We start from the raw sequence: 17,941 nt of genomic DNA on the forward strand, positions 1-17,941 counted from the left end.
AGATTTTAAAATTAGCCTGGGACAAATCATGAAAAATGTAGGGATGAAAGCAGAAAGTTACCGTACAGCAATTGCCACTGGAATCCTGCATGCACCGCCACATTGCATTGAGTTGCTGCGTAATGGCAATACTGAAAAAGGGGATGCCCTGAAAACAGCACGCATTGCCGGCATTCTGGGCGCCAAACGGACCGATGAGCTGATTCCACTCTGCCATCCATTGCCGATTTATCGTGCCGATGTGGAATATGAACTGTTTGATGCGTATGTCGAAATTATTGCTACCGTTGAAACCATCGGACCCACTGGTGTGGAAATGGAAGCTTTGACCGCGGTCAGTCTGGCGGGTCTGACCTTGTATGACATGCTGAAGCCGCATTGTGAACCGGAAGATTTGTCGCTGGATCAATGCAGGTTGCAGCAGAAAAAAGGCGGAAAATCACATTTTACCCGCGTACTTAAAGAGAGTCTGTCCGCTTCGGTTATTGTGCTGTCCGATACGGTTGCAGCAGGCAAAAAGCCGGACACTGCCGGACAAAACGTACTGGAAATTTTAAAAGAAGCCAATTTTGATTCTATTAGTTATCAGGTTATTCCCGATAGCCCAGAACAGCTCTTGACCCTGATTGAACAGCAGAAAAATCAGTATCCGCTGATTCTAACTGTGGGCGGTACTGGCTTAGGTCCTAAAGACCTGACCGTCGAAACCCTACAACCTTTGCTGCAACGGGAAATTCCCGGTTTAATGGAAGCTTCACGTAGTTTTGGGCAAAAACGTACCCCTTATGCAGCATTAAGTCGTGGCGTGGCTGGCTATATTGAGAACAGTCTGGTGATGACCCTACCGGGAAGTCGTCAGGGTGCGAAAGAATCTCTGATCGCGGTACTTCCGGCTTTGGTGCACTTGTTTGATGTGCAAAAAAATATCCCACATGCGGGGGGCTATCAATGAATCAGGCACTATCACATTCAGCCTGCGGTGCTGAACCGGGACTGATTTCTGTTGATCAGGCACTGCAGATGTTACTTGAGCAGACGCATATCTTGGTAGCTGAAAGCCTGCCGCTTGCTCGGGCTCTGAATCGCTATCTGGCAGAGGCGATTGATTCGGCCATACCATTGCCGCTGTTTTCACAAAGTGCTGTAGATGGCTATGCGCTTTGCAGTCCAGAAAATGTTAGTGCTCACAGCACTTTTGAACTCATTGGAGAGATTCGGGCAGGGCAAAGTACTGAAATTGAACTGCGGCCAGGTCAGGCGGTCCGGATTTTTACCGGTGCCAGGATTCCAGCAGGAACTACAACGGTCGCCCGTCAGGAAATTGTCAAATGCCATGCCAATCAAATCATTATTACAACAGACCTAAAGCCTCATACGGATATACGTGATGCAGGCGAGGAAATCGCACAAGGGCAGCGTCTGGCAGATGCAGGTCAAAAACTGCATGTAGGTGCAATTGCAGCTTTGAGCATGGCAGGCGTAAAGCAGGTTTCAGTCTATCGTTATCCTAAAATTGCTGTTGTGATTACTGGAGATGAAGTCGCTTCCAGCATTGAAGACCTGAATTCCGGAAAAATCTTTGACGCCAATGCTCCACTGATTCAGGCCTGGTTTCAATCACAGGGTCAAAACGTAGATATTCTGCATGTTTCAGATAATGAGTATGAGCTGCAAACGTTAATACATCGTCTTAAAAACCAATACGACTTCATATTGACCACAGGCGGGGTTTCGGTGGGTGATTATGATTTCATTCGCCCTGTTGCCCTGGAGCAGGGTTTTGAGCAGATTTTCTGGAAAGTGAAGCAGAAGCCCGGAAAACCGATGTTATTTGCCAAGTATCGTCGAGATGATCAAGGTTACTGTTATCTCTTGGGTTTGCCGGGAAATCCGGCTGCTGTGTATGTCGGGATGCAAATCTATACGGCAACTTTACTGAATGCCTTACAAGGGCAAAAGCAGTCACCTGCATGGCTTAGTGCGGTAATGACACATGATTTGAAAGCGGATGCACGTGAACGTTGTTTAAGAATGGCTGCAGAATTTGATCAGGGTACTTTAAAGCTCAAAAGCCTGGCGAAACAGCAGTCGCATATGTTGAGTAATCTGATGCAGGCCAATTGTCTGGTACGTATTCCGGCAGCAACAGAAATCCAAGCCGGGCATGTGGTACAAGGTTTACTGATTTGAAATGCCTGTCGCAATTCTCAATATTCGAATCACATAGAATGAGAAAGATGGATTTATTCAAAGTTCTACTCACTGGCGTGCTGTTGACTAGCCCCATGCTGTATGCCGAAACAGTTAAAATATATGCCGCAGCCAGCCTGACCAATGCGATTACTGATATTTCCAGACTATATGAGCAACAGCATCAGGACATCCAGATCGTTCCGGTTTTTGCTGCGTCTTCGGTATTGGCGAAACAAATTGCAGCGGGAGCTGAGAGTGATATCTTTTTTTCTGCAGATCTTGAATGGATGCATAATTTACTTAAAAAACAAAAAATTTCGATCGGTCAGATTCGACCTTTGCTCTTGAATGAACTTGTATTGATTAGTCCTATTCAGCAAAAAAATCATTTTAAAATGTCAGCCGACTTTAATTTTGCTAAAGCCTTTCAGGGTTATTTATGTACAGGACAAATGGAATCGGTGCCTGCCGGGAAATATGCCCAGCAAAGCTTAACCCGGTTGGGCTGGTTGAATCCGCTTCGGGGCAGAATTGTCGGTACAGATAGCGTCCGTTCAACTCTCGCATTTGTAGAACGTGGCGAATGTCAGGTCGGCATTGTGTATAGAACTGATGCCTTGATGAGTAAAAAAGTTAAAATTTCAGGAGTATTTCCAGCCAGTACACATCGTCCGATTGTGTATCCAATCGCTTTAACCCGGCAGGGCCAGAAAAATCAGGCAGCAGTCCAATTTTCTGAATTTATCCAGACGAGTCCAAGGGCCAGGCAGATTTTCCAGAAATATGGTTTTAAGCTTAAGGTAGGCTAACTGCTCATGCTTACACCAGAAGAACTGAGTGCCTTAGCGCTTTCAGCCAAAGTAGCGGGCTTTGCCACAGCGGTGTGTCTGCCATTTGCTATCGCCGTAGCATGGTTACTGGCGCGTTATGAATTCAGGGCCAAATTTCTCGTAGAGGCAATATTGCAGATGCCTATGGTGCTACCGCCGGTAGTACTGGGCTATCTTCTGCTCCTGCTATTTGGTCATCAGGGTATGCTGGGGCAATATCTACATAAATGGGGAATTCAGCTGATATTTAACTGGAAAGGTGCGGTACTGGCAGCAATGATTGTGGCATTTCCTTTAATGGTTCAACCAATTCGCTTGTCTTTTCAAATGATCAACCGGCAGTTAGAACAGGTGGCAGGATCTTTGGGCGCCACACCATGGCGGGTATTCTGTAGCATTAGCCTGCCTCTGGCTTTGCCTGGAATTTTAATCGGCAGCATTTTATGTTTCAGCCGCAGTCTGGGAGAATTTGGTGCCACGATTACCTTTGTTGGCAATATTCCAGAAGAAACCCGTACCATTCCCATCGCCATTTATAGCCTGTTACAACAGCCTGATGGAGAAAGTATGGCTATGCGTTTGGTCATTTTATCTCTGATTCTGGCTTTTTCAGCCTTGATTGCAAATTACTGGATCATGCAGAAGTATCAACGTAAATTGGAGGCTTAAGATGCTGAAGTGTGATTTTCAGTTTAATTACGCAAATTTCCAGCTACAGGCCAGTCTGGATATGCAGACACAATTGATTGGTATTGTGGGAGCCTCAGGAAGTGGGAAAAGCACCTTTTTAAAAAATATTGCAGGACTATTAAAACCATCACAAGGCTTTATTCATTTTCAGCAAAAAATATTATTTGATCATCAGCAGAAACTGAATATTCCTGTTCATCAAAGAAAAATTGCCCTGATTTTTCAGCAAGCCCTACTGTTTCCGCATCTGAATGTCGTGCAGAATTTGAAATATGCAGAACAGCTAAATATAAAAAATAAAGGTCTGCAGAAATTTACGTTTGAAGACATTGTGGAGTTACTCGAATTAAAGCCACTACTTCGGCATCGGGCGCATCAGCTTTCTGGTGGACAGGCACAGCGCGTTTCTATCGGTCGTGCACTTTTATCTTCTCCCGACCTATTACTTTTGGATGAGCCTTTAAATGGACTGGATCAAAAGCTGAAAAACCAGATTTTACCTTTTCTGAAAATTGTGATTCATCAAACAGATTTACCCATGATTTATGTGACTCATCATGTAGATGAAGTGGCGTATTTACAGGCACAACTGCTGCATTTTGAAAAGGGAAAAATTATTTGATCCAGCCCTGCACCGATTTAAACCAGCAATGACTCCGGGCAGGTCATCCTATCGCTGTTTTGCTCATAATTTCTCAGAAGATATCTATTTTTCTCTCTATTTTTAAGAAAGAAAAGTCTAAATTTGAAAGTGAAATAAAAATCATTTTATATAAAAGAATAGTTTATTTTATGTTAAAAATAATCTGGCATGACCTATGCATATATCTAATTAAAGTCAAAGAAGACTCTACATTTGTATGACGGCCAATGACGTCCGTTCTGATCGTTACTGATATGCCTTGTGCATCACAGTGACTTAAATACGTTCAGTTCTGGTAAGGAAATGGCTATGTCTTCAAATACAAGTCTCAATAAAGCAACAAAAATAAGTCTATTTAACTTTAGTACTTCAGCGATGCGGGCCTTCCATATGAGTTGGCTCGCTTTTTTTGTCTGTTTCTTTGCGTGGTTTGCCTGTGCACCGTTAATGCCAGTGATTGCCGGTGAATTCAGCCTGACCAAAGAGCAGATCGCCAATATCAATATTGCCGCAGTCGCTATTACCATTCTGGTGCGTCTGATCGTGGGACCGTTGTGTGATAAATACGGTCCGCGTAAAACCTATACCGCCTTACTGATTATTGGCAGTATTCCGGTGTTTGGTGTGGCGTCGGCCAACAGTTATGAATCTTTCTTGTTTTTCCGTTTATTGATTGGCGCCATCGGTGCCAGCTTCGTGATCACCCAATATCATACCAGTATCATGTTTGCGCCAAATGTGGTGGGAACGGCAAATGCGACTACAGCAGGCTGGGGTAATGCCGGTGGCGGTGCGACTCAAGCCCTGATGCCTTTAATGCTGGCTGCTTTGGTGATGTTCGGTGTAGAACAGGCAATGGGATGGAGAATTGCACTTCTGGTGCCGGGTATTCTGATGATGATTGTCGGTGTACTGTACTGGAAATTCACCCAAGACTGTCCACAAGGTAATTTTAAAGAACTCCGTGCTCAAGGTATTTCTGTCGGTAGCGATAAAAAAGGTGGTCTTGCAATCTTGATGCATGCCGCACGTAACTACCGTGTGTGGATTCTATTTGGGGCTTATGCAGCCTGTTTTGGTATTGAAATTTTTATCCATAATATTATTGCCTTGTACTTTGTCGACAACTTTCAGTTTGGCCTAAAAGAAGCAGGCATGGCAGCCGGGATTTTTGGTTTACTGGCATTATTTGCCCGCGCCTTGGGTGGCATTGTTTCAGACAAAGTTGCCATTCAAAAAGGTCTGGATGGTCGAACCAAAGTCCTGTTTGCCTTGATCATGCTGGAAGGTCTGTTTCTTATTCTTTTTTCGCAAATGAACAGCGCGACCTTGGCGATCATGGCGATGACCATCTTTGCCTTGTTTACTCATATGGCGTGTGGCGCTACCTATGCACTGGTGCCTTTTATCGACCGTGATGCCTTGGGTGGTGTAGCTGGTATTATTGGTGCAGGTGGCAATGTCGGCGCAGTTGCTGCGGGGTTCCTGTTAAAGGGCATGCTGGATATTCAAACCACCCTGATGGTACTGGGTGGATTGGTAGTAATTGCAGCGAGTTGTGTACTAATGATCCGTTTCTCTGTCGAGCATAAAGAAAAAGAACAGCGTTTATATGAACAGGCCGTGACTGAACGTCATCTGGCAGAAGCACAGCAATAACACTACATTCCTGATTTAAAATGAATCGATAAAAAGGATAGCAATGTCCTTTTTGTTGTTTTTGCTAACTCAATAATAAAATGACGAACTATATATTCAAAATGAGAAATTATCATTTAAAAAGGACAGGATGATTGAATTAATTGGATAAAAATAAAATCATTTATAGTTTATATGTTTAATTTGAGGTGAAAAAATTATATATATTTTAATAATCATTCTAAATAAATTTAATAAGTGCAGATAAAATAAAAGCCATTTTAATAATGGCTTTTATTCTTATAGAAGAGGATTAATAAGTTTTATAAGGTAAAAACTTTCCGGATAATACGACATTCACCCGATCTCCGTTTGGATTATTCTCCCGTTGAATATCCATGCTGAAATCAATTGCACTCATAATTCCATCCCCGAATTCTTCGTGGATCAGTTCTTTAATGGTCATACCATAGACGCTGACAACCTCATACCAGCGATAAATCAGCGGATCTGTCGGCACGCTAGTTGGCAGAGAACCTTTATAGGGTACGATTTGCAGCCAGGCGATGGCTTCATCAGTCAATCCAAATATTTCACCAATTTTTTCTGCCTGTTCTTTATTAAAAGCCATCTGACCCAAACATGCGGCTGTCACCCATTCTTTAGAAAGGCCTATTTTTTCAGCGACATCTGCCCATGTAATAGACTTTAAAACTTTCGCTGAAATAATCATGTCTGTCACTTGTTGACGATGGCTAATCATAATCTTCTCCAATAGCTATATTTAAAAATGACCGCTATAGATAATGCAGAGATTGTGCCAATATAATTATAAGAATTAAATTTTAAAATAATTTATAGGATTTTTATTAGCCATTTAAAATAAATGGCATGCTATTTGCTTTTATCTATATTAAATATGGCAACGACGCCATGACACAATTGATCTGTTTGAATAATGCAAGGCAAAGACGCCTAGGGTTGAAATAGACCTTAGGCGTTTTTTATTTGCAAACAGGCAAGTAATTTATATAAAGGGGATAAAAATATGGCTTATCTTGCTCCTGCAGAGTTTGCAAAAAAAGTGGTCGATGCCGGTGAGGCAAAACTTCATATGGCCACGCGTGATGTTTTAATTCGTGCGTTTATGGCAGGCGCAATTCTGGCGCTGGCAGCAGTATTTGCCGTGACGATTGCGGTACAAACAGGGGTACCACTGATTGGAGCGCTGCTATTTCCAGTCGGTTTCTGCATGTTATATCTATTGGGCTATGATCTGCTCACTGGGGTATTTGTATTGACTCCATTAGCCTGGCTAGATAAACGTCCTGGGGTAACGTGGTCACGTATTTTAAAAAACTGGGGACTGGTTTTTTTAGGTAACTTTGCCGGATGTTTAACCGTGGCAGTGTTGATGGCCGCAGTCTATACCATGGGTTTCGCCGCTGAACCGAATGCGGTCGGGGTGAAAATTGCCCATATTGGTGAAGACCGGACTTTAGGCTATGCCGAATATGGTTTTGCTGGCTGGATGACGATTTTTATCCGCGGCATGCTGTGTAACTGGATGGTGTCACTCGGGGTAATTGGTGCCATGATGTCAACCACGGTCAGCGGCAAATTCATTGCGATGTGGATGCCAATCATGCTGTTTTTCGCCATGGGCTTTGAGCATTCAGTCGTGAATATGTTCCTCTTCCCATTTGCCATGATGATGGGCGGTGATTTCTCGATTACAGACTATTTCTTGTGGAATGAATTACCGGTGGCACTGGGGAATCTGGTGGGTGGTCTGGCACTGACAGGTCTGGCGCTCTATACCACGCATGTACGTACTGGCGATAAAAAAGAATTCTAATCTGAGCATGATGATTTATGCCTTGAGATTAAAGGGATCAATTCGATCCCTTTTTGAGTATTTAAAATGAATAAAAAATTAAAGATCAGCATTGAGCAATATTCTTCCGCTGGAATCAAAGCACAGAATCAGGACTTTCATGGGGTCTATATTCCTGAAGGCCACGCGCTTAGCAGTAAGGGAATTGCCTGTGCAATTGCAGACGGGATCAGTAGCAGCAATGTCAGTCATATTGCAGCAGAAACTGCAGTCAGCAGTTTTTTATCGGATTATTACTCGACTTCGGATGCATGGAGCACCCAAACTTCAGCGGCACGGGTCATTCGTGCGACCAATTCCTGGCTCTATGCACAAACCCAGCAAAGCCGCGGGCGTTTTGATAAAGACCAGGGTTATGTCTGCACCTTTAGTGCACTGATTTTGAAACAAAATAGGGCACATATCTTTCATGCTGGCGACAGCCGGATTTATCGCATTCAGGCACAAGTCATTGAACAGTTGACGGCTGATCACCGTGTTTGCCTGTCATCAACAGAACATTATTTAAGTCGTGCACTGGGTGCCGACCATCGTATCGATGTCGATTATCAGCAGCTTGAATTATGTGAAGATGATTTCTTTATCTTGATGACAGATGGTGTCTATGAGTTTATTGATATGCAGCTCATATCAGATCTGCTTCAACAGCAACAACATCTGGATATCATTGCCAAGTCTATAGTCGAACTAGCCTTAAAGCGGGGTAGTGATGACAATCTCACCATTCAAATCATCAAAGTGGAACAGTTGCCTGATGAGGAATCCTTTCATATCAAGAGCCATGTTTTATTTCCACACCAGTTGAGTCATGGTGATCTGTTTGAAGGTTATCGAATTGATAAAATTCTGCACCAAAATCATCGCAGCAGCCTCTATTTGGCGCATGATGAAGCGACACAAAATCAGCTGGTCATTAAAACCTTGTCTGTCGATGTGCAGGATGACCTGCAAGCGATGGAACAATTTCAGCTGGAAGACTGGGTATCGAAACGCTTAAAACATGAAAATCTGCTGCAATGCTATCCACATAAGGGCAGCAAGAAGTTTTTATTTCAAAGTTATGAATATTTACAAGGGGAAAGCCTAAACCGATGGCTGCACCGTCATAAAACTGCTTTAACTTTACAGCAGTTGCTTCCGATCATTGAGCAGGTGGCCAAGGCACTGAATGCCATGCACCGTCTTGAAATGCTGCACCAGGATGTACGACCAGAAAATGTCATGCTGCTCGAACCAGCCGATACCTTGAAAGTGAAACTGATTGATTATGGATCGACTGCGGTCAGAGGTCTGGTTGAACTGAATCCCAAACATGCAGATGTTCCTTTGGGAACCTTGGCCTTTATGGCACCTGAATATTTTATTGGATGCTCCCCATCAGTAAAATCAGATCAGTTCTCGCTGGCGGTGATGAGTTATTATTTATTGACCCGACAATTACCTTATGGGACAGACCTTGCGCGCTGTAAGACCGAAAAGGACTTAAAACAGGTTCGATATCATCCACTCTATGAGTATCGACCGGATCTGCCGCATGGCTTGGACGCCATCTTTAAAAAAGCGCTTTCCATTCGCCCGGAGCAGTGCTATGAAGCACTTTCAGCCTTTATATATGATCTGAAACACCCAGATCTCAAATTTAAAAAATCAGTTTCACGTCCTATGCTTGAAAAGCATCCAGTCACTTTCTGGAAATCCTGCACAGCGATTCTGTTTTTGTTATTGCTCTGGGTATTTGCACTATATTTTAGCCAATGAAAATAATCCAAATAAGCTGTTGAACGATTTTTTTGATTTAAATAAAAAATCAATAGTGATTTAAGCTGAGATGTAGTCAAAATATCTATTTATTCTTATTGCAGATTTTTATATTTTTACGATGATTGACTTTGTATTTTCGAAGATTATCCCTATAAAATAGAAAGTGCAGTCAAAAAACTAAATAAGCATAAAAACATTGGAATAATAATTGCTTATTTTTAATACCATTAGAATAAAAAGGCAGATGAGACATGAAAAATCAATTTTTTAAGCTGATTTTAATCTTGGGCAGCAGCATGGTGATGAGCCAAACAAGTCTCGCCGGAGATGGTGGCTTGCGTTTTGCTGAGAAAAATCAGGAAATAGCGGCACAAATTCAGGCCAAGAAAAAAACGGCAGAAACACAGGCGCAGCCCCTACAAGCAAAAGCCTCTACAGAAGCGAAATAGTAAAACAGCACTCATCCAAGAAGGTGAGCTGTTCAGGTTAGATCAGATGTATAAGATGTTGTGATGCGAAAACTAGTCCCTAACTTTTTAATACTGAAAAAAAACTCCCCATCCATTTTTAAGAACGGGGAGTTTTTGTATTTTTGAATCCTTGAAAAATTTATTGATTCTGTTCTTCGTCCTGTCTTTCCTGACGCAGTTGATCACGTTGTCGCTGTGGATCATGAAGACCTAATTGACCTCGCTGGATCTCGCGATCCTGTTTTTCTTGCGGATCAAGTTGCTCTTCAGTGAGTTCATCATCATTTCGGTCGGTTGGATTGGACATAGTCTTTCATCCTCTAAAATATTTTCTACTTTTTATTGTATGAATTGAGCAAAATTATTCTGTGACTTTTATACCGAAGTTAGTTTTCTATCTTGTTGCTGCTGTAAATTTAAGCGCTATTTTATAGACAAATTTAATAAAATTAATTTAATCAATAAAATTAAATTAATAAAAATTAAGGGAATAGCAATTCAAACCTACAAACCCAATAGGTGAATATATCTCATTATTATGATTTAAAAATGAGAAAAACTAAATAAAATAAGAGAAATGGGTTATGCTTAAGACAAATTAAGTGTCATCCGTCTTTTGAAATTTCCGGTATTTTCCATGATAGAACTCCGCCATTTAAGAACTTTAACTGCTCTGCGGGAGCATGGTTCTCTGGTTGCAGCAGCAAGTGATTTATGTTTAACCCCATCAGCCTTGTCACATCAGCTACGTGAACTCGACCAATGGTTCGGGGTTGAAGTAGTGAATCGGCGTAGTCGTCCCGTAAGTTTTTCAAATGTTGGGGAGCGGTTGTTAAAACTGTCAGATGAAATATTACCGCAAGTTCAAATTGCACAGAGCGATATCAGCCGTATTGTGCATGGCCAGACCGGACGAATAGTTTTCTCCTCTGAATGTCATAGCTGTTTTGACTGGTTGATGCCACTACTCAATCAATACCGGATGCAATATCCGGATGTAGACCTGGACTTTGCTTCAGGTTTTGAATCGAATCCGCATGAATTATTACAAACCGGAGAGTTTGATCTACTGATTACGGCTGATCCAATTGCGCTTAAAGGCATTGAATATTTCCCGATTTTCGAATACGAATCACGCTTGGTTTTATCCAATACCCATCCACTGGTACGTGCGAAAGAGATTACTGTTCAGGAGCTTGCTGAAGAAACGCTGGTAACTTATCCGGTGGATAAACACCGTTTGGACATTATGTCGCGTCTGTTTATTCCCGCTAATATTCTACCAAAAGACATTCGCACCACAGATTTGACCCAAATGCTGATTCAGCTGGTGGCAAGTGGTCGCGGGATTGGTGCATTACCTGATTGGGTGGTCAATGAATATGAGCAGAAAGGCTGGGTCACTTCACGCCGCCTCGACTGTGTGGCACCTGAAGGATTACGTCGAACTTTATACGCCGGCTATCGCACAGAAGAAAAGCAGAAAGATTATTTTGAAGGCTTCTTGAAACAGCTGGATCGGTTTTCCAAGAAAAGACAGGTCTATTACAGCTAATTTGCGAATAGTTAAATATATTTAGTCCGTTATTTTTAAAAATCCTGCATCGTCAGGATTTTTAAGAATAGACTTTTTTCTCTCAAGAATTTCAATTTTTCTATAAGATGATGAGGTTACTTTTGTCTACTTCGAGTCAGAAAATATACAACTTCTGTCAACTTTAGAAATTAAAGAACTGGTTTGGTCGATTATAAATTTTTCTACTTATCACATTTTGCCAGGTGAAAATACATCTGTGCAGAATTAAATTACATATTATTAAATATCAGTCACTTAAAAATTAGGTTCTTGGAACTTGTGAGGATGTGGTTTTGATCTTGCAAGTTGATTTTTAATAAAAAGATTAAATAAAATGAAAAAACATACGCTGATCAGTCAATTTTTTGGCAGAAAATAACTCCTGAAAATAACAATGTTGATCTATGCTACAGCATAATTTTTAAACTGATTTCCTCTCATAAAACGGAATCACTTATACAGGACTGTATAAACTCGCCATGCACATGACAAAAATTCCTCTCAAGAAAAGCCCGCTGAGCCTCATGATTCTGTCGATTGTCTCAGGTCATCTTTATGCTGAAACTGCCGTAGGACCGGACAATGTTCAACAGCTGAATACTATTGTGATCAGCGCTGGGCAGAATGCCAATCCGCAGCAGCAATATCAGAAAGAGCTGGCTCAGGTTTCAGGAGGAACGAATTTTATTGGCGAGCAGCAGCTAGAACAGCAGCGACTTGCAACCACAGCCGATGTGTTCCGTTTACAGCCAGGAATTTATGCCCAGTCTGCAGGGAATGAAGGTGCAAAAGTCTCAATCCGTGGCTCAGGCATCAACCGGACTTCGGGTGCACATGCATCCGGTACGCACGTCCTGATTGATGATATTCCATTTACCGGACCGGGTGGTACAGCGTATGAACTGCTAGAACCCTGGTGGATTGATCATGTCGGGGTTTATCGCGGAGCCAATGGCTTTAAGCAAGGCGGACTGGCCTTAGGTGGAACAATCAACTATAAATCCAAGACCGGCTCAGATCAGGATGGCTCTGAACTCAAATATGAAATGGGCAGCCATGGTTATCAAAAATATCAGTTTAGTACCGGCCGAAAGCTGGATCAGATGGATTATTATCTGGCGCTGACGAGTACCCAGTTTGATGGAATTCAGGATCATGCTGAAGGCGATGGCAAAGGTCTGGCTTTTAATTTGGGCTATCAGATCAGTCCGGATATCGAAACCCGTTTTTATGCTCGTTACCGTGAGAGCAAGCATTTAACTCCAGGACGGATTACACAAGAACAGCTCAAAAATGATCCTGAAGCAGCGAATAGCTTTAATTTAGCGGTAGATGCCAAACGGATTCAGCCGGGCAGTACTTGGCTGGCCAATACCACGACCTGGAATTTACAGGATGATGCAAAACTGACCGGCAGTCTGGCTTATCATCATTATCCGCTGGATTTACGTGAAAGCAGTTATCGTACTAATGTCGATTATGAAGATATTACAGCGCGCTTCCAGTATGAAAGGCCTTATCAGTTTCTAGGTCTGGAGCATCAGGGGCGTATTGCCTTGCGCACTACCACACACCGCCCGGACAGTGGGGTTACTGAAACTTTAAGATTTAATACAGAAATTGGTAATCAAACTTATCCGGCAGACACAGTTACCCGCCGTTATACCTATCGTGGTTCAGACAACGTCCTGCAATTTGATCAGGAAACCACATTAAATGATCAGTTCAAATTAGATTTGGGACTGGCAGCGGTGTATACCCATCGGGAAAGTGAAGTAACTTATCCTGTGGCGAGTCCTGAAGTCAGCCGTTATGAATGGAATTTTGCACCACGACTTGGTTTGACCTATCAGCCGAATGAGTCTGTGCAATGGTTTGCCAATTTAAGCCGCAGCATTGAGCCAGCACATCCTTGGGCGATGGCTTGGTCTTCACCGTATTATTTTGACAGTGGTGTCGCTTCTGGCCGGGTGCGCGCGCCAATCTATTTGGACACGCAAACCGCCAATAGCTTTGAACTGGGTGGACGTGGACAATCAGGCTTTGGAGATTGGGCACTGAGTTATTATTATTCCAAAGTGAAAAATGAACTGTTAACCTCTGAAATGCTTAAAACCTATGAAGATGGATCGAATCGACCTTCAGAGCCAATTGCTGTTGAATCGAATGCCACGCCAACGATTCATCAAGGGGTGGAGCTAAGTCTAGATACGCCATTGCATGAATCCCAATATGGCGAACTGCGTCTGCAACAGGCTTATACCCTTAGCGATTTCCAGTATAAAAATGATCCATTGTTTGGCAAGAACCAGTTACCGGGAATACCAAAACATCTTTATCAGGCTCAACTGAGTTATGCTTTAAATAATGGCCTGTATATTGGCCTGAATACAGAATATGCGTCCAAAATGGCGCATGATTATGCCAATAGCCGATTCAGTGATGACTATCAGATCTGGGGCATTGACATGGGTTATGCGCCAGAGCATCAATCATGGAAAACCTGGATCAACTTTAAAAATATCACCGATGAGAAATATGCTGCGGTCGTGATTCCTGGTCTGAATGATAAAGGTGCTGATGTAGCGCGATCTTCACCAGGTGAAGGTTTTTCTACTTATGCCGGCGTGTCATTTAAATTTTAATTATTTAAAAATAAAAAGAGCGGTAAACACCGCTCTTTTTATTTATTGATAGAAAGGATTTATCAGGTTTCTAAAATTCCGGTAACGCCTGTCACAATCATATCAATGGCAATAGTACCGATTAAAAGCGCTGCAACACGACCGACGATATCGACATACAGGTCAATGTAGTTGGAATATTTATGCTGTAAATGATCATGCAGATATTTCATCAGGATCAGCAAGCTACAGGTCAGAAACAGGGTAAAGAAAATCACCAGAATGGTTTGCATTAAACTGAGCTGAATCCCGGTAATCACGGAAGCCGAAATGGTGCCGGGACCGATCATAAACGGCATGGCAATCGTACCCGCCAGATGACTGGGCGCTCCACGCATCACACCAATCGTATCAGCACCTTCAAAGACATAACGATAGCCAATCACCAGAAAAATAATACCGCCAAAAATCTGGAAGGACTCAAACCGTACATGCAAGACTTCATTAAAGAAGGCTTCACCGGTTTTTGCAAAAATGATGAACACAATAAAGCTGATCAGACTGCCCTGAATCAATGCCATGTTGAATACTTTTGCGTCGGAATTACGGATAATTCCGAGCATATAAATACTCATCAGAAAAGGGTTGAGCAGGGAGAAAAACAGGGCAAATGCATTCAAACTTTCTGACATCATTCAGTCCTTCCGTAGTTGAGATATCCTAGATTTCACGGTCCGGGAACAGCGGACGTTTACCTGGGCTGATCCGGTTAATATGCAGATACATCATATGGCGTTCATATTTATCCAGGATGTCATTGATCACCTGTTCCTTACTATAACCGACCAGATCGTTGCCCTGAGAGCCTTCAAACAGATAACTTTCCAGACGATAGTAATAACGTTTGGTTCGTTTACCACGTGAACTGAAATTTGGCGTGTCATAGCGTACCGGCCATATTTCATAGACAAAGTTTTCTTCTTCATCGAGCTGAATGGTCAGATCCAGGTGATACAGTTCAGGTTCTTCCTCAAGCGATTTTTCCTGAATATTTACTTGAATGCCTTTGTCAATTAACTCGGTTGCAACGGCCTCAATGGCTGGTTTGCAAACATTATCCAGCATGGTCCGGGTCTGGGACAGGCTTGGATGCAGCATGACCCGGCTCAGACGCTTCTTCCAGTTCAGGATATCCACATTACCGACCACAGGCGCAGCATTCAGACTGGTACTGGCCTGCCGAAAATCCTCCAGACGCAAGGACTTATACAGTCCGGCCATCACAAAGAAAATCACGAAACTAAAAGGCAGGCCCATAATAATCGTGGTGTTCTGTAATGCTGTTACGCCATTCGCCATGAGCATTGCCAAAGTCAGCAAACCGATGGCAATGGCCCAGAACACACTCAGCCAGCGCGGTGAATCATGTTCAATATTAGTGAATTTGGTCGTGAAATTTCCCAATACCAATGCCCCCGAGTCCGCTGAGGTCACATAGAACAGTAAGCCGGTAATGGTGGCGACACCTGCAGTAAACATAAAGCCTGGATACTGCGCCAGCAGATCATAAAAACCATGTGCCGGATTTTCTAAAACTGTCGTAGCAAGTTGAGTATTACCATCAAAAATCACGCTGTATAAAGCACTGTTACCGAAAATAGACAACCAGGTCAGGGTAAATAACAGAGGAATAACCAAAGTCCCGGTGACAAATTCGCGAATGGTACGACCACGGGAAATACGGGCCAGGAACAGACCAACAAAAGGTGACCAGGCGATCCACCATGCCCAGAAGAACAGGGTCCAGCTATTCATCCACTCTTTCGGTTGTTCAAAAGGAAAACTGGTTAAAGAGAGTTTTGGGAACTGACTGATATAGTCACCAAAATTCTGAATCAAGGCTGCTAATAAAAATTCGGTATTGCCTACAAACAGAATAAATAGCAGCAGCCCAATTGATACATAGATGTTAATTTCAGACAGGATTCGGATGCCTTTATTGACACCGGCAGTGACTGAAATAATAGTAATAATCACGGCAACAGCGATGAGTGCAGTTTGAATCCAGATATTTTCTGGTAAATCAAATAGCACATGTAGGCCGTAATTTAATTGCACAACGCCAATCCCGCAGGTGGTGGCAATCCCGAAAATCGTGCCGAGTACCGCAGCCGTATCAACCGTATGGCCAATTGGACCATTAATTTTTTTACCAAAGATCGGATAAAGTGCCGATCGGATCGTTAGCGGTAAATTGTAGCGGTAACTGAAATAACCTAGGGCGACCCCAATCAGCGCATACATACTCCAGCCGGTTAAACCGTAGTGAAATAGGGTCCACACCATGGATTGGCGTGCAGCTTCAAAGGTTTCACCTTCGCCTACAGGCGGATTCATATAATGGGAAAGCGGTTCCGCCACCGAGAAAAACATCAGGTCAATCCCGATTCCGGCAGAAAATAGCATCGCCGACCAACTCAGCAGGCTGAATTCAGGTTTAGAATGTTTCGGTCCAAGTTTGATTTCGCCATAACGTGAGCAGGCGATAAAGACGATAAAAACCAGATACAGCGTTGCCGCCAGCAGGTAATACCAGCTAAAGGTACGACTGACCCAGTTTAAAATATTGATAATGACTTGATTGGCTTGTTCATTAAATAAAATGGTAATGATAGAAAACAGCAGAATAAGTGTCGCCGAAAAATAAAAAACTACTTTATTCAGACCATCTCGCATCTCTTCATTTTTCTTTTGCATAAATCCATGACCATCGTTTTGTTGCCGGATGATCTACAGTGCAGTGTGATTTAAAAGCAAAAGCCTGCGGTAAAGCTTCCTTGTTTTCGTGAATTACAAACTTTTGCAAATCCAAAACAAACTGCGCTGTACATCAAGGGTGAGCTGGCACTATAATTTTTATTAATTGAACGTTCAATTAAAAAAGCGTTTATGAATTGTTACCTCATTCCGCTAATTTTTTAGCAGAGTGATTTTTTATTGCTACATCCGTTATTCAGGTTAGTCCTATGCCCAAAGTTGGTATGCAACCGATCCGTCGTCAGCAACTGATCGATGCCACCTTAGCTGCAGTGAATGAGCTAGGTTTTGCAGAAGCTTCAATTAGTCAGATTGCTCAGAGGGCAGGTGTCTCAACCGGCATCATAAGTCATTATTTTCAAGGTAAAAATGGCTTGATTGAAGCCACAATGCGTTACTTATTGCAGCAATTGGGTAAATCTGTTGCACAGATAAAGATACAGGTTGATGACTTACCGGAGCAGCGCTTGCTGGCGATCGTACGCGGTAATTTTGCTGCTCCACAAACCGACAAGGCGGCCATGAAAGTCTGGTTGGCGTTCTGGGCTAGCAGTTTGCATCAACCTGAGTTACATCGGTTACAGCAGATCAATCATTACCGCTTACATTCCAACCTTAAATATGAATTCATGAAAAAGTTGAATAAAGACCAGGCAGAGAAAGCCGCTCAAGGTTTGGCAGCATTGATTGATGGATTCTGGTTAAGAGGTGCTTTGGTAAATGGCGAAATTGACCCAGAACTGCCGATTGAACTGTGTAGTGAATATATCCGGCAACAACTCAAATAACCCACCTGCGAGGA

Annotated in this window: 16 protein-coding genes; 12 read left to right on the forward strand and 4 right to left on the reverse strand. The window is 42.7% G+C overall.

Annotated features, from left to right (window positions below; genetic code table 11):
* The first annotated feature begins 28 nt into the window (after positions 1–28).
* The 6 genes from moaCB (at position 29) to FTV08_RS07480 (ending at position 6,015) form a co-directional block, all read left to right on the forward strand.
* On the forward strand, positions 29–952 hold the full coding sequence (gene moaCB, locus FTV08_RS07455; RefSeq protein WP_180087049.1) for a bifunctional molybdenum cofactor biosynthesis protein MoaC/MoaB: 924 nt from the start codon (positions 29–31) through the stop codon (positions 950–952).
* Positions 949–2,190: a molybdopterin molybdotransferase MoeA gene (locus tag FTV08_RS07460; RefSeq protein WP_180086997.1), complete on the forward strand. Its 1,242-nt coding sequence runs from the start codon at positions 949–951 to the stop codon at positions 2,188–2,190. The genes moaCB and FTV08_RS07460 overlap by 4 nt, the downstream gene beginning before the upstream one ends.
* A 47-nt stretch (positions 2,191–2,237) precedes the next feature.
* Positions 2,238–3,002, forward strand: a complete 765-nt coding sequence (modA, locus tag FTV08_RS07465) for a molybdate ABC transporter substrate-binding protein (protein ID WP_121979911.1) — start codon at positions 2,238–2,240, stop codon at positions 3,000–3,002.
* Positions 3,003–3,008: 6 nt separating this feature from the next.
* Positions 3,009–3,692, forward strand: a complete 684-nt coding sequence (gene modB, locus FTV08_RS07470; RefSeq protein WP_005100280.1) for a molybdate ABC transporter permease subunit — start codon at positions 3,009–3,011, stop codon at positions 3,690–3,692.
* Between the two features lies 1 nt (position 3,693).
* Positions 3,694–4,335: an ATP-binding cassette domain-containing protein gene (locus tag FTV08_RS07475; RefSeq protein WP_121979910.1), complete on the forward strand. Its 642-nt coding sequence runs from the start codon at positions 3,694–3,696 to the stop codon at positions 4,333–4,335.
* Positions 4,336–4,665: 330 nt separating this feature from the next.
* The gene (locus FTV08_RS07480; RefSeq protein WP_180086998.1) at positions 4,666–6,015 is read left to right on the forward strand and encodes an MFS transporter; all 1,350 of its coding nucleotides are present in this window, start codon (positions 4,666–4,668) and stop codon (positions 6,013–6,015) included.
* Between the two features lie 292 nt (positions 6,016–6,307).
* Here FTV08_RS07480 and cynS read toward each other — a convergent pair whose 3' ends face one another.
* The gene (gene cynS, locus FTV08_RS07485; protein ID WP_005096926.1) at positions 6,308–6,757 is read right to left on the reverse strand and encodes a cyanase; all 450 of its coding nucleotides are present in this window, start codon (positions 6,755–6,757) and stop codon (positions 6,308–6,310) included.
* Between the two features lie 285 nt (positions 6,758–7,042).
* Here cynS and FTV08_RS07490 point away from each other — a divergent pair, with 285 nt between their 5' ends.
* The 3 genes from FTV08_RS07490 (at position 7,043) to FTV08_RS07500 (ending at position 10,101) form a co-directional block, all read left to right on the forward strand.
* A complete protein-coding gene (locus FTV08_RS07490) occupies positions 7,043–7,852 on the forward strand; it encodes a formate/nitrite transporter family protein (RefSeq protein ID WP_004646987.1) in 810 nt (269 codons plus the stop codon).
* 66 nt (positions 7,853–7,918) lie between these two features.
* On the forward strand, positions 7,919–9,649 hold the full coding sequence (locus FTV08_RS07495; protein ID WP_180086999.1) for a bifunctional protein-serine/threonine kinase/phosphatase: 1,731 nt from the start codon (positions 7,919–7,921) through the stop codon (positions 9,647–9,649).
* A 254-nt stretch (positions 9,650–9,903) separates the two neighbouring features.
* Complete coding sequence (locus FTV08_RS07500; protein ID WP_005100292.1) at positions 9,904–10,101, forward strand: hypothetical protein; 198 nt, start codon at positions 9,904–9,906, stop codon at positions 10,099–10,101.
* Between the two features lie 160 nt (positions 10,102–10,261).
* Here FTV08_RS07500 and FTV08_RS07505 read toward each other — a convergent pair whose 3' ends face one another.
* Entirely contained in the window at positions 10,262–10,429 is a 168-nt protein-coding gene (locus FTV08_RS07505; RefSeq protein WP_005100295.1) for a hypothetical protein, read from the reverse strand.
* Positions 10,430–10,759: 330 nt separating this feature from the next.
* On the opposite strand from FTV08_RS07505, the gene FTV08_RS07510 reads away from it, so the two are divergent.
* Together FTV08_RS07510 and FTV08_RS07515 are read left to right on the forward strand one after the other, a co-directional pair.
* On the forward strand, positions 10,760–11,677 hold the full coding sequence (locus FTV08_RS07510) for a LysR family transcriptional regulator (protein WP_180087000.1): 918 nt from the start codon (positions 10,760–10,762) through the stop codon (positions 11,675–11,677).
* Positions 11,678–12,177: 500 nt separating this feature from the next.
* Entirely contained in the window at positions 12,178–14,343 is a 2,166-nt protein-coding gene (locus FTV08_RS07515; RefSeq protein ID WP_180087001.1) for a TonB-dependent receptor domain-containing protein, read from the forward strand.
* Between the two features lie 62 nt (positions 14,344–14,405).
* On the opposite strand, the gene FTV08_RS07520 is transcribed toward FTV08_RS07515, so the two are convergent.
* Both FTV08_RS07520 and FTV08_RS07525 read right to left on the reverse strand, forming a co-directional pair.
* Positions 14,406–15,014: a MarC family protein gene (locus FTV08_RS07520; RefSeq protein ID WP_004646981.1), complete on the reverse strand. Its 609-nt coding sequence runs from the start codon at positions 15,012–15,014 to the stop codon at positions 14,406–14,408.
* A 28-nt stretch (positions 15,015–15,042) separates the two neighbouring features.
* On the reverse strand, positions 15,043–17,079 hold the full coding sequence (locus tag FTV08_RS07525) for a choline transporter (RefSeq protein WP_004280327.1): 2,037 nt from the start codon (positions 17,077–17,079) through the stop codon (positions 15,043–15,045).
* A gap of 269 nt (positions 17,080–17,348) precedes the next feature.
* Here FTV08_RS07525 and betI point away from each other — a divergent pair, with 269 nt between their 5' ends.
* Entirely contained in the window at positions 17,349–17,927 is a 579-nt protein-coding gene (gene betI, locus FTV08_RS07530) for a transcriptional regulator BetI (protein WP_004731001.1), read from the forward strand.
* The last annotated feature ends 14 nt before the right edge of the window (positions 17,928–17,941 follow it).

Origin of the sequence: Acinetobacter sp. YH12226 (assembly GCF_013417805.1) — a bacterium.
Lineage (GTDB): Bacteria > Pseudomonadota > Gammaproteobacteria > Pseudomonadales > Moraxellaceae > Acinetobacter.